Source organism: Legionella sp. PATHC035, assembly GCF_026191115.1.
Taxonomy (GTDB): Bacteria; Pseudomonadota; Gammaproteobacteria; order Legionellales; family Legionellaceae; genus Legionella.
The window spans coordinates 1,731,146-1,744,795 of sequence record NZ_JAPHOT010000001.1 but is presented as its reverse complement, the minus strand read 5'-3'; the positions used below and the strand labels follow the sequence as shown (position 1 = coordinate 1,744,795).

Below are 13,650 nucleotides of genomic sequence, written 5' to 3'. Positions count from 1 at the left end.
TCAGTCCTTTTTAAGACCTTAATTGAAAAGAGCCGGGATTATTTAAATGAAAAACGAGCGCGCCACCTTACCGCAACAAGAAACATTGTTTGAAACAATTTGTCGCTTAGCCAAAGCAAAAGACGAAGAAAAATTAGCTGATTTATTTGAAGGTCATCAGAACTACTTTATCAGTTCATATTACGGTTTTGATAGTTCTCATGGGTACTATGCAACTCCAGAATGGTTGTTGGCAAAAGAAGGACATAGCGAAGCAGTCGACTTTTTAATTGAAAAATTTGAAGTAAGCCGAGATTTTGCTGCACAGGGCTATGCCGCAGGAGGCCATGTTGAGCAAGTGAATGCGCTGCTCGCGCAAGGAGCAGACAAGGGTTATGTCGTATGGGGTTACGCGCAAGGAGGCCATGTTGCGCAGGTGAATGAGCTGATTGATCTCGGAGCAGACCCCACTTATGCTCTACTGGGTTATGAGGGAGCAGGTTATGTTAATCAAGTCGGTATATTGCGCCTTATGGCCTTGACTGATAATGAAAAATTACGAGAACGGTTAGCAGACAAAGTTAAGGAAGAAAATCAGTCTCTTGATGTCTCCACATTGCTTATAAAAGCGCGCAAATTAAATCTGTTTATGAAAGAAAATAATCTGTCTTTTGAACAAGCAATCAGTTACTTAGCATTATTTAGCCCAGCTGAAAAAGAATCGATTAAGGATGGCCTTGTTTGGGAGCGAGAAGGACAACAATTGGTAGAACAAGGGATAATACCTGAAGAAATTAATTCGCGTATTTTGTCTTATGTAACGAGTTCCTCGGAAAGAGATAATCGCCACATTTTTGCTGCGGTCGAAAAAAGAAGATTATTATTTTTCTCAGAGAAAAGAGCAGCTGAAGCACAAGAAGATATCAGTAGATTCGCCGTTCCTTATTGTAATGTGATGTAACAAAGTTAGGCATTTTAATGGTCTTCAAAAGCTTTCCAGTTTCTAATGGAGCTTTACAGAGCTCTCGGCCAATCCATCAGGAGACGCCTGGGCATACAATATCGGTATTAATCCGTTTACTACCAGAAAGATCGCCACCCTTGGGGGGCGGTGTACCCGTTCCTTAATCCATCGATCCTTTGGCTCCAAGGACCTCAGCAAGGCTATTAATTTAATGACGTTTTAGGTTTATTGACCTAAAGAGAATATCCCTTGCTGCTATGAATGACTAACTAAATCAATTCTGACTCCTCTTGGCTGGGACTTTTCACTGGTGTGGTCAATCTTATCTGCATTTCTTGCAATTGTCGGTTTTACTTGATGCAAAATCGGCATAAGCCCCAAAATACAATAGGCGCCAATGGTTTGTACCATAAACTCAACACGACTTAGCCATTCAATTTTTGCCGTCTCGGTTGAGGTTGGTCCTCTAGGTGTTGCGAATCATTTTGGTATAACTCACTTTCTTTACGCACATAAGAGGGCTCATTAAATACTAGGGCTGAGCGGGGAAAAAAGGTTATCTTCGACTGTTCCATAACGAGAGAAGCAACCTGATTCGATAAATTTTTAATGGCGTTGAGCATTAACTGCGCATCAACGTCGCGATCCAACTCCTGTGCTTTGCTTGAGCAAGCTAATGAATGCTCGATGATCCCTTGCATTTTGTTCATTACACGTTGTTTTAATGATTTACTTATTTCGCCCTGGCAATGAAATTGAACTAAGGAATCGTGTAATTTTTTTAGATTATCAAATAATGCGTCCAGCAATAAACCATTTCGAATCATTTTTTTATGATCATCATTTGCTTTAAAAGTATCTTTTAGCTTTTCATATAGACCAAGCAACCACTCTGATAAAACCGCCGTAGGGAGATGTGATTCTTGGATACGATGACAAAAATGATAAACACTGAGGTTGTCACAGTAATGTTTACGATAATTAAATGCTTTGAGCCGGTCTTTTATTTCAGGGAGGTATTCTTTAATTTCGGCCATATTTTTAATGTAATTATCGATAAACTCACTCACATTTCCCATTGGTTTTTTACAATGCGAATCAAGCACCACTTCTATTCCAGCTAGTTTGGGGAAGTGCGCCTCTAATTCTTCTGAGCTCAACTTTAAAAAATTAATTTCGCGGATAAGCTGGCGAAAGTCAGCTTCAAGTATTAAATAGTCTATATAAGTTTTAAGATCGATGCATAATTGATGAACAGCATTTGGTGTTAATAGGAGTTCACACTTATCGGCAAAAAAATCCCTTAGCCCAATTTGGATCAATCTTTGTCGAGAGTCATCATTCATCGGATCGATTTGACAAAGCATATGAAATTTGTCGAGAGCACTCCCTATGAGTTTAAAATAGTTCGTTATTTCAGGGTATTTTTGCTTTAATTGATGATTCACCGAATGCAATTGATGAAGTTCTTTCATCAAAACAAAATCGTTCGGCTCAGGATATTTATGCTGCTGATGCAGGAGTTCGTAGAGCGTGATTAATTCATCTTTTTTTGTAAGGGATAATTGATTCCACCAGTTGAGCAAGCAGGCTTTCTCTAAAGCAGAATTCCACTGTTGCTCAAGTCCAACCTTGGCAAGGGTATAAGGAGAGGCAAGTTCGAGTAACAGTTGGTAGACCTCCTCCTCTGATTTAACATTTTTCTTGAATATGGTTTTGGCAAGCTTGGGCTTAATGCTGATAATTTCGGCATAATCATGCCAATTGCCACCAAGAAGAACCTCAGTATCCGTGCGAAAATTAAGCGGTCCAAGTTCCACCTCAACTCTATGAGTATAAAAAATTTGCGGAATCTCGTGCTGAAAATAAGGTACATCCCATACCGTTCCTTCTATCACCTTGATACCAGTTTCCTCCCCATCATGGGTCAGTCCATTTGTTCCTCCGGTTAAATGAATAATCTCAGCAATTTCAGAGTGTAAAAAAATAAAATGAATGTATGTACCTCCATAAGCCAGTACTGATTCCAGCCCCATTCCTTTGCTGTATTCAAAGGTGCTCAAATACCCTGAATCCACATAGCCACTCCGATCATGAGGCAATAAATTCAAATGAGTCGCTGGATTTACATTATATTTTTCAAAATGTTTTGGAGAAATAGAAGTTAAATTATCTGTTCTAATAAATAACTTACGAGGAGGAGGACGATGAGTTTCTTTCTCAACTTGACTAAACACAACTACACCTTATCGTTAAACGGCGTTATTATAATCAATTGGTTAATTTTGGTCAATTTGGTTTATTATTTATCTTTATGTTTCAGTCAATCCACTGTTATCGACATAAGCATGGGGCGAGAATCAATCAGCAAGTACCCTTTTAATCATTCTGATGACCGCGATAAATCCAATTGATTCAAGGCTATGTTCCTATCGAGCATAGAGCAAAACTTTTCGATGAATTTTTTATCTCGTCATTTTCCTCTACTCGAAACTTAATCCGCTCTTACCCTGGTCGAATCTTTGATTCTAAGGTGGGGTTTGACACTGCATTTATAATTCCAATACAATGTAATGCATAATATTTGTTTCATTTGTACCATATGAGTGGCAAAGGGTTATCTTATTGGCGGCAAGCTTGGGATAATGCAGGATTCCTTAAAGATTATCAGAATGCTGACTATTTGTTGCAACGTTATGCACGACTATCGTTTACTTCTTATGGGAAGGAGGTAGCCAATTTTTATTTTGGTGAATCAAGAAGTTTTTTTACCCCAACTATTAGTTCTAAAAACAGTCGCTCCACTCCGAAAAGACAACGAATGAGTAGTGTTATTGAGGATTTGCAAGGTATCCTCAAGGGCCGTCCTATTTATAAAGATGGTGATTTGCATCACATACTTCAAGTGTTTGCCGAAAAGACGAATCGAGATTACACGCCATCTTTTACTGTTGTAGAAAAGCCATCCTTTTTTGCACATTTTATTTTCTTGGAATTTTTCTTTTCGTTTTTGAAGCGATGTTTTGGGGGAGATCACCGTGAAGAAAAAGAAAATAGTTTCTCTCAGAACAAGTAAAAATCATTGAGGCTAAGTCCTGGGAAACTGTTTTCAAAGTGTTTTAAATTGAAAAGTCAGTTCTGCCATTTTGTGTACAGAATTATAGAAATAAACTATACCCAATCAGGAATAAGATTTGTACGGCGGTCACGATCAGTCCATTTTGTATCATTGCTTTGATATTCTCGCTCCCAGCAAAACCCATTGCGGCAAACATATTCGCACCAGGATAGGCATAATTCGTGACACGGGTGGCGAAGATCATCGCTAAAGCGAACGTGATCATGGGTAATTGCATCTGAAGCACACTCGGAAAAAAAAGCTGATGCAGCATTTTAATGGTTGCTTCAGCAGCGCCAGGCATGCCAAAAGCCCCAGTGAAACCAATCAGCATCGTTAATACTGGTTTTCCACCGAAATGAATTAATGGGGTTAATAGTTCGGTTAATGCACTAAATCCTCCCGCCTGATGAATCAAAACCATAAAAGGATCAAATAATACAAACAAAAAGAAGAGATGCAGGCTTTTTTGCATTCCGGTAATGAACAATTTAAAAATTTGATTTAAGCTTAATTTACTTGTCACTCCAGTACTCAGTGCGAGAAATAACATGACAAAAATAACGTAGGGAGTTTTTGCTTGAGTCAATAAGCCATACACGACACAAAGTATAAAGGAGAGCAAAAAAAGCAAAGTGGCGCGCTTTTGTTGTTTGTTGGGGGTAAATGGTTCTGAGGTGTCCTCTTCGTCGCACGATTCATTCGCATACTGTCGTTGCAATCGATTCGCCATAACCCAAGTAGTAATTAAAGTAATCATGGCAATGGGAAGCGATGCATAAAGAAGTACAGACTCATAGTTGAGCCCTGTAATACCCAATAAAGCCACTACTGGAGGAGCAAAAGGTCCAATAATTAATGCTTCTTCTGCCGAAGCCTGCATTAATACAGCCAAACTGGGGCGTGATAATCCCACTGAACCTGCAATAGGACGTAAACTAGGAGCTAAAATAGCTAATCCTCCTGCCAAGGTGCCGAGCAAGCCTACAATGATAAACGAGGAAAGCACAATGCCAATTTTAGCTCGTCGCTGGGTATTGATTCCAATCCCATAAACAATTTGATGCACCAATGTATGACTAACCTGAGTATGCGTTAAGATCTCGCCTAGGCCATGGCCTAGCATGATAATAAAACCAACTAACGCCATGAACGATCCCAACGCACTAGCCATTGAGTTTCCAATAGCAATTGGGCTGCTCAGATTCCAAAGATAGCCCAATCCCACACAGAGTGCCGTTGCGATTAAAGGATTAACATTGCGAAATAACATCACAACATAGAGGACAATAATAGATAAACTGGCCAACTGAATGTAAAAAGACATTAGCGGATCACTCCAATCTTATTTAATCCTTGGGTAATCCCCTCAATGCCCAAACCGGGTTTATCTGACAAAATAATTTGATTACCAAGGCGTTGTGCCCCGCCTGCAATATAATTGTCTCGAATCAAATAAAGAGGATCAAGGTCTGCATAGGAGATATCCGGTTTACTTAAAGCAAAACTGGTTATCGCTGCAACGCCAATCGGAGATTCCAACATACATCCAACCATTATTTTCATCTGTGCCGTTTTAGCAATAGTGTAAATCGCCTGGGCATTCTCAATTCCTCCCGATTTCATCAACTTAATGTTAATGCCATCACAGGCATTCATTTTTGCAATATTCAGTGTATCTTCGGGGGAAAAACACGCCTCGTCGGCGATGATAAGACAATCAACCTGTTCGCTAAGGGCTTTTAAGTGGGCCAGATCCTGGGCATCAATTGGTTGTTCTATCAATGGGATATTCAAATGCTGCTGTTTCAATGAGTCAATAACCTTGATGGCCTCTTCATAAGACCATCCCTGATTGGCATCGACAAGTAATGTAATCCAGTCGCCTACAGCCTGTCGAATCGCATGAACGCGTCGGATGTCCTCAAGTGGATTTAATCCTAATTTTATTTTTATTGTTTGGTGCCCTTGATTGACCAGCTCAATTGCATCATGCACCATCGCCTCAACCTCTTTAACGCTCACAGTAATACATGAGTTAATGCGGTTCGTATTCCCCCCCAGCAATCGATAAAGGGGTAAGCCGCAAGATTGAGCAAACAAATCATGCAGGGCAATGTCAATGGCCGCCTTTGCAGAAGTATTACCTGGGATGGCCTGTTGATTCATTTGCAGTAACAAATTCAATTCAGAAATACTTCGTCCAATTAACTGGGGACCCAGAATGGATTTAATGGCACTAATAATCGATTCCGTACTGTCTCCAGTGATGGCTGGAGTTGACGCTGCTGAACCATAACCGAGATTGCCCTTATCGGTTTTAATGATTACCACCACATCCTCAACATATTCGGTACGTCTTACGGCGGTGATAAATGGGCGTATTAATGGAATAGTCAATTGCGCAATCTGAATCTCCGTAATGTTCATCAAAGCACCTTTTAAACGGATTTTTTTAATTGAAATAAGGGAACAATATACCTCATTTTTTTAAGTTCAACCAAATGCACTGGGGTTGGAGAGGGGGCAGCATATGCCTGGGATCTCTTTGTATTGTGGTTGAGGAGTCAATGTTCTATCGTTAATAAGTCGTACACCTAATAAAACCAACTATGGAATGAGCGTGATGGGGAAATTAAAGAATAAAATTGTCTTAATTACAGGCAGCACCAAATCAATTGGTCTTGCAATTGCTGAGCTATTTTGTAAGAAAGGTGCCACAGTCATTGTCACCGGCAGACTCGCAACCGTGGAGGGAGAGAAATTTGCCCAATCAATAGGGGCAAGCGATTATCTAACCCTCGATGTTTGTTCTGAACAAAATTGGCAAGAGGTTGCTAGTTATGTTGGAAAAAAATATCAAAGGCTTGATGTTTTAGTGAATAATGCTGGTATCGATTCTGCACCCAAATCGGATAAATCCCAAGATATAGAACATTGCTCTCTTGAGGATTGGCGAATGGTGCATGCGGTTAACCTGGACGGAACATTTCTTGGGTGTAAAACGCTGATGCCACTTTTGAAAAAAAGCGCCAATGCGTCAATTATCAATATGGGTTCTCGCTCGGGCCTGGTAGGAATTCCTTCTCATGTTGCCTACGCATCGAGTAAGGCTGCCATTTTGAATTTTACGAGAACGGTAGCCATGCATTGTGCCAAAATGGAATACACGATTCGCTGCAATGTCATTGTTCCTGCGGCCATTTTGACTGAAATGTGGGACTCTGAATTTGGCCAGGATCAAGAACGCTCGCGGCGGATTGAGGAATACACTAAGACCATTCCATTAAAGCGGATGGGGAAAGCAAATGAAGTCGCCAAACTTGCTGTATTTTTAGCGTCTGATGATTCTTTGTTTATCACCGGTTCCCAATATAATATCGATGGTGGCATTATGGCTGGTAGTGGTTCGTATGAGTCAAATAAAAACACTGCAAAAAATCGGTTTTTTGGCTTGCCCATAACAGCAGATAAGGCGGAAAACGAAACTCCTTGCGTAAATTCAGTGTATTCGCCGATCAATGCGGGAATCAGCCGTCTTTAGGCTGAAACCCTTGGATTTTGGCTTAGCAAAATTGAAGCATAAGTCATAATAAAAATGTTTTAAATTCATAATCCTAGGATTGTTTTTGTATGTTTTGGGGTATCTCTAAGGCGCTTTCTTTTTTGAAATTATACTCAATATGATTTAATATTGTGCGCAGAAAGGCTAATTTATGGCTTTTCTGCAAAAATAATTGTATTCCATGGAGAGAGTGTATTATGTTTTCACGAATGATTTCATCAGGTTTGTCGTCAATTAGTTCTCTATTTTCAGAAACCAAGCAGGAAGAAAAATCGAAATTTCAATATGAACTTAATGATGAGGAACAAAAACAGCTAAGACATGCAGAAGATAAACCTAAAATTGTTGCGCTTTATGATGAACATGATGGGGCAGTGAACGCCGATCTGGCAATTCAGCACTTTGAAAAGGATGGATTAGATGTTGTCAGAGTTTCTCCAGAAGAGGGATTAAGTCATCCTACTTTTACAAGCACTTCAATTGACGGTATTTATTTGCCTGGTGGTTCCGATATTCCTGTTGAAGATGACCATGATCCGCGTAAAAAGTTTGAAGGCCAGCTGACCCAACTGGCACGCGCTCAAGACATTCCTCTCATTGGTATCTGTCGCGGTCAACAAGCAATTGGGCATCATAACCGTTTGGCGGTAGAGGATTTGCCCGACTATGAACAGCATTATGGCGGCGCGGATAACGGAAGTAATTCAGATGCAAATAATACAGTTGTTGTAGAAAAAGGAAGTCAATTGTTTGCCGCATTACAAAATGAATTTAAGGAAACTAATAATGAGTCCTTGGAGTATCCTGTGACATGCTTACATCATCAACATATACCCGATAATCCAAGTTCTACGGAGATACAGGTCACAGGCCGCAATAAATTTGATAATACGATAGAGAGCATTGAGATAAAAACGGGGAAATATTTTACATTTGGTGTACAACATCATCCCGAAGTGCTTATCCGTGCTTGTGAGGATGAAAGAAGTAAAAAAATTGACCAGGTAGAAAAACAAGCTGAAGAAGCCCGCTTTACTTCGAATTTTTTCGAGCCAGATACGGCGCTCATTGCAGAGCTCCAATATGCTCAGAAACTACGAGAAGCGCATTCGCAATCAAGAGATGAACGAGCCGCCAGAGCTGAGATGGGTTTTTTTACAAAACAAGTTAAAAAACGCTTTCTTGAACACAGGTTACAACAAAAAGAAACACAGTCCAGTGATGTAGATACCCCTGAGGGTTCTAATGTATTTGAGTTCTGGAGCTAAAGTCATTCTAAGCGTCTAGCTCTTATGCCAGGGAGGGCAAAGAGCGGATAGAGAATAGTACCGCCCGATTCGTCATTAATTTTGATGCAAATTCTGTTGCTTAATAGAAAACTCGTCCTCTATTGGTTTATCCATCTTCAGGTACCGCCTAGAGAGTGCCTATCTTGTTTTGAGTCCATGCACAGAACAGACCTAAATAAAATTTATAAGCTTATAATAAAAATTATATGTTCTAATAATGGCCGGTTAAGCTTATAAGAATACAATTTGGATATTCAATGACTCTGATTCGCTCATTGTCTAAATTTAAATTGAGGTACACTATAATGTTTCAAAAATTTTCTGAATTTTTATCGGGTTTCAGGACTCTTAACAATCCACAAAGCACTAAAGAACAGACGTCAAAATTTGAATTTGCTTTGGATAGGGATGAAAAAGAACAATTAAAGCAAGCGGACGAAAAGCCAAAAATTGTCGCCCTTTATGATCAATCAGGGGGGACTACCTATTGTGATCTGACGATTGAGTATTTTAAAACGAAAGAGCTTGATGTGATTCCGGTTACACCCGAGGAAGGGTTAAGTCATCCCGTTTTTAGCGGTAAAATCAATGGCATCTATTTACCCGGGGGGCCCAATGTTCCAGTAGATGATCCCAGTGATCCGCGTAAAAGGCTTGAAGGGGAACTTACAGAACTAGCCCAAAAAAGGGATATTCCTCTTTTAGGTATATGTCGGGGACAACAAACAGTCGCGCATCATCATGGATATCCTGTCAAAGACATCCCTAGCTATGATAGGCATTATGAGCATTCCTATGAAATATATGAGAAAACTCAAGATCCTAACCTCAATAATAGAGTGGTCGTTGAAGAGGGAAGTCAGTTATATAATGCGTTACACTATAAGCTGAAGCCCAAGGATAGAAGGAGTATAGAATATAACGTCACTTGTCTGCATCATCAACATGTAGAAGAAACTCAGGACAATCCCAGTCTTTTTGTAACAGGACGTGGTAAATTTGATAGAGCAGTTGAAAGTCTTGAAAAAAGAACCGGGAAGTATTATACCGTGGGCTTACAACATCATCCTGAGTCGGTAATCACCCTATGTAAAGAGGCAAGACAAGAAAAAGTTAAAGAGTTAGAAAAAGAAGCTGAAGAAGCTCGATTTACTTCAAATTTTTTCGAGCCAGATGCGGCGATTATTGCAGAGCACCAATATACTCAAAAACTCAGAGAAGTGCATTTAAAATCAAAAGATGAAAAAGCAGCAAGAGCGGAGCTGGGCTTTTTTTCAAAACAAGTGAAACATCACTTTCTTGATGATGCTCCCAAAAAAGAACAAGCACAAGAACCCAGTCATTATTTTCCTTGTGCTTTCTAAGGTTCAATTAATACTTTATTTCCTGCACCAAGGAAGGTGGCAGGGGTTCTTGGTCTCTATGGAATTTCCTTTGCTTGTTCCATCTTCAGGTACCGCCTAGAGAGCCTATCTTGTTTTGAGCCCATGCAAAGAACAAGCCTCAATAAAATTTATAAGCCTATAACAAAAATTATATGTTCTAATAATAGTTAGTTAAGCCAATAAGGATACAATTTAGATATTCAATGATCCTGTTTCGCTCATTGTCTAAATTTAAATTGAGGTACACTATCATGTTTCAAAAACTTTCTGAATTTTTATCGGGTATCAGGGCTCTTAACAATGCACGAAGTATCAGCGAAGAAAAACCAAAATTTGAATATTCTCTAGACAAGGAAAAAAAAGAGCAATTAAAGCAAGCAGACGAAAAGCCAAAAGTTATCGCCCTTTATGATAAATCAGGCGGTACTACCTATTGCGACCTTACGATTGAGTATTTGCAAAAGAAAGGGCTTGAAGTGGTTCCGGTTACACCCGATGAAGGCTTAAATCATCCTGTTTTTAGCGGTAAGGTCAATGGCATCTATTTACCCGGGGGGCCCAATGTTCCAGTACATAATCCCAATGATCCGCGTATGAGACTTGAAGGTGAACTTGCTGAATTAGCCCAAAAACGGGATATTCCTCTTTTAGGTATATGTCGGGGACAACAAACAGTCGGACATCATCATGGTTATAAAATAGCAGACATCCCTGAAGATGCTCAGGAGCACCAACCCCATTATGAGCATTTTGAAACAGTATATAATGAAACCCAAGATGCTACCTATAACAGTAGAGTAGTGGTTGGAGAAGGAAGTCAATTGTATAATGCGTTACACTATAAGCTGAAGCCTAAGGAAAGAAGCAATATAGAATATAACGTCACTTGTCTGCATCATCAACATGTAGAAGAAAGTCCGGACAATTCCAGTCTGGTCATATCAGGACGTGGTAAATTTGATAGTTTAATTGAAAGTGTTGAAAAAAGAACCGGAAAATATTATACCGTGGGCTTACAACATCATCCTGAAGCGGTTATCAGTGCGTGTGAAGAGGCACGACAAGAAAAACTCAGAGAGATAAAAGAACAAGCATTTCAAGCGCAACTTGATGTCAATCATTTTTCAGATCCCGATATTGCCTACATGATGGAGCTTAAATATGCGCAACGACTGAAAGACGCCGCTCTTTTAAAATCAAGAGATGAGAAAGCAGCAAGAGCGGAGCTGGGCTTTTTTTCAAAACAAGTGAAACATCACTATCTTGATGATGCGCCCACAAAAGAACAATCACAAGATCTGCGGGATCATTTGTTTTGGACTTCCTCATGTTGAATTTATAGTCTATTTCCTGCACCAGGGAAGGTGGCAGGGGATCTTTGTCGCTACAGAATTTTCTCAATTGCAGCCGTATCTAACACTTAAAGCCAAACAATCTGCTTAGCGTGGTCGCGGATTTTAATTCGTTAGTCCAACTTTGTCTAAACATCCACTTGCCTACCAATTTCGACAACTGCATCCGGAGAAAGCTGAAAATATTCACTTTCATGTAATGCATTTCGCTGCATAAAGGCGTAAAGCGTACCCACCCATGTTGGCAATCTATTTTTTCCTTTCTCACGGGAGATAATTCGCGCATGGCCCACATAGTAGATAATGTTATTTAGGACCAGATCATTTTTGCTCATGACTTGTCTCATCACTCTGGGTACGTTGGGACGCTCCATAAATCCATAGGAAGCAACAATACGCCAGACATTAGGATAAATTTTCTTTAAGGTGATTCGTTCGCTGCTTTTTACCCAAGGGATTGACTTGGTGTCTATCTTTAAAATAAACACCTTTTTCTGCAAAGCACGATTTTGTCTGACATGCCAGATCAATGCCGAAGGCGCATCCTCCGATGTCCGGGTTAGGAAAACAGCGGTCCCTGGCACGCGGGCAACTTGTTCTTCTGCGATATGCTTCATAAAGGTTTTGATAGGGACAACTGCTTCACCCAGCCGTTGCGACACAGCCTTTGTTCCTGAATGCCAAATCAGCATAATCCCATAGACAAAAATGGCGAAAATAACCGGTACATAGCCACCTTCCATAAATTTTGACACATTAGCAGCGAAAAATGCGCTATCAATTATTAAAAAGATACCGATAATTATTGCTGTTCTGAGAAGACTCCAATTCCATACTTCACGAAAGGCGATGAACAGCAGCGCGGATGTGGCAAGCATAGTTGCGGATACCGCCACCCCATAAGCTGCTGCCAGATTATCTGACTTTTTAAACCCTATAATCAGGCCAACGGTTGCGATCATAAGCAACCAGTTTGCAACACCAATATAGATCTGTCCATATCCTTCACAGGAGGTTTGGGTGATACGTAGTCTTGGCAGCCATCCCAATTGAATTGCTTGGCGAGTCATAGAAAATGTCCCGCTGATGATGGATTGACTGGCGATAATAGTGGCAATCGTTGCTAATAGGACAAGAGGTATCATCGCGACGGGAGGACAGAGGCGATAGAAAATATTATCGGATAATGGCACCCCTTCTAACACCAAGGCCGCTTGCCCCGCATAATTAAGTACAAGACTTGGAAATACCAGCCCCAACCAGGCAAGGCGAATGGGTGTCGCCCCAAAGTGTCCCATGTCAGCATAGAGCGCTTCCGCTCCAGTAACACATAAAAAGACCCCCCCTAATACTAGAAATCCTTTGAGACCATGGGAAAGTAGATAATCAAGACCGTACGAGGGGTTAAGCGCTTTCAGTACTGAAGGATGCTGGATAATACCCCATAATCCTAAGATACCCAGAGTGAGGAACCATGCTCCCATCACCGGACCAAAGATTTTGCCAATCTTCGCTGTTCCTTTAAACTGAATGGCGAAAAGCGCAATGAGAATGGCAATGGATAATGGAAGAACATAAGGAGTAAAGGACGGTGTAATTATATTTAAACCTTCCAATGCGGAAAGGACAGAGATTGCCGGAGTAATGGCACCATCACCATAAATAAGCGCCGCCCCAAATAATCCCACCGCAATGATTATGGGCCGGGTATGGAGCTTTACACCCAGCAATGACATCAAGGCTAAAATACCTCCCTCGCCATCGTTATCAATACGCATGGCAAAATAGACATATTTAATTGTGGTCACCATAATTAGTGTCCATACAATGAGCGAAAGAGAGCCCAGTATTGCCTTGGTGTCGAGCGTTCCTCCCATGAGGGTTAACACGGTTTTGAAGGTATAAAGCGGGCTTGTGCCAATATCGCCAAAAACAATACCCAGGGCAGAAAAGCTCAATACAGCCAAACTGGAATTTGAAACGGATTTTCTCATCATT

The 13,650-nt window shown here is 40.5% G+C and carries 10 protein-coding genes; 6 read left to right on the top strand and 4 right to left on the bottom strand.

The window, feature by feature from the left end; translation table 11 throughout:
• Positions 1-46: 46 nt before the first annotated feature.
• On the top strand, positions 47-940 hold the full coding sequence (locus OQJ13_RS07700) for a hypothetical protein (RefSeq protein ID WP_265710297.1): 894 nt from the start codon (positions 47-49) through the stop codon (positions 938-940).
• Between the two features lie 428 nt (positions 941-1,368).
• Here OQJ13_RS07700 and OQJ13_RS07695 read toward each other — a convergent pair whose 3' ends face one another.
• Entirely contained in the window at positions 1,369-3,180 is a 1,812-nt protein-coding gene (locus tag OQJ13_RS07695) for a hypothetical protein (RefSeq protein WP_265710296.1), read from the bottom strand.
• A gap of 347 nt (positions 3,181-3,527) precedes the next feature.
• Here OQJ13_RS07695 and OQJ13_RS07690 point away from each other — a divergent pair, with 347 nt between their 5' ends.
• Positions 3,528-4,019: a hypothetical protein gene (locus OQJ13_RS07690; RefSeq protein ID WP_265710295.1), complete on the top strand. Its 492-nt coding sequence runs from the start codon at positions 3,528-3,530 to the stop codon at positions 4,017-4,019.
• 82 nt (positions 4,020-4,101) lie between these two features.
• On the opposite strand, the gene OQJ13_RS07685 is transcribed toward OQJ13_RS07690, so the two are convergent.
• Positions 4,102-5,388: a Na+/H+ antiporter NhaC family protein gene (locus OQJ13_RS07685; RefSeq protein WP_265710294.1), complete on the bottom strand. Its 1,287-nt coding sequence runs from the start codon at positions 5,386-5,388 to the stop codon at positions 4,102-4,104.
• On the bottom strand, positions 5,388-6,491 hold the full coding sequence (locus tag OQJ13_RS07680) for a dipeptide epimerase (protein ID WP_265710293.1): 1,104 nt from the start codon (positions 6,489-6,491) through the stop codon (positions 5,388-5,390). The genes OQJ13_RS07685 and OQJ13_RS07680 overlap by 1 nt, the downstream gene beginning before the upstream one ends.
• 196 nt (positions 6,492-6,687) lie before the next feature.
• Between OQJ13_RS07680 and OQJ13_RS07675 the strand changes: the two genes are divergently transcribed.
• The 4 genes from OQJ13_RS07675 to OQJ13_RS07660 all read left to right on the top strand — a co-directional run bounded on the left by OQJ13_RS07675 (position 6,688) and on the right by OQJ13_RS07660 (position 11,634).
• A complete protein-coding gene (locus tag OQJ13_RS07675; protein WP_265710292.1) occupies positions 6,688-7,605 on the top strand; it encodes an SDR family NAD(P)-dependent oxidoreductase in 918 nt (305 codons plus the stop codon).
• Between the two features lie 218 nt (positions 7,606-7,823).
• Positions 7,824-8,894, top strand: coding sequence for a gamma-glutamyl-gamma-aminobutyrate hydrolase family protein (locus OQJ13_RS07670; RefSeq protein WP_265710291.1), 1,071 nt, complete (start codon positions 7,824-7,826; stop codon positions 8,892-8,894).
• Positions 8,895-9,220: 326 nt separating this feature from the next.
• Positions 9,221-10,279, top strand: coding sequence for a gamma-glutamyl-gamma-aminobutyrate hydrolase family protein (locus tag OQJ13_RS07665; protein WP_265710290.1), 1,059 nt, complete (start codon positions 9,221-9,223; stop codon positions 10,277-10,279).
• Positions 10,280-10,551: 272 nt separating this feature from the next.
• Positions 10,552-11,634, top strand: coding sequence for a gamma-glutamyl-gamma-aminobutyrate hydrolase family protein (locus tag OQJ13_RS07660; protein ID WP_265710289.1), 1,083 nt, complete (start codon positions 10,552-10,554; stop codon positions 11,632-11,634).
• 146 nt (positions 11,635-11,780) lie between these two features.
• On the opposite strand, the gene OQJ13_RS07655 is transcribed toward OQJ13_RS07660, so the two are convergent.
• Complete coding sequence (locus OQJ13_RS07655; RefSeq protein WP_265710288.1) at positions 11,781-13,649, bottom strand: potassium transporter Kup; 1,869 nt, start codon at positions 13,647-13,649, stop codon at positions 11,781-11,783.
• Between the last annotated feature and the right edge of the window lies 1 nt (position 13,650).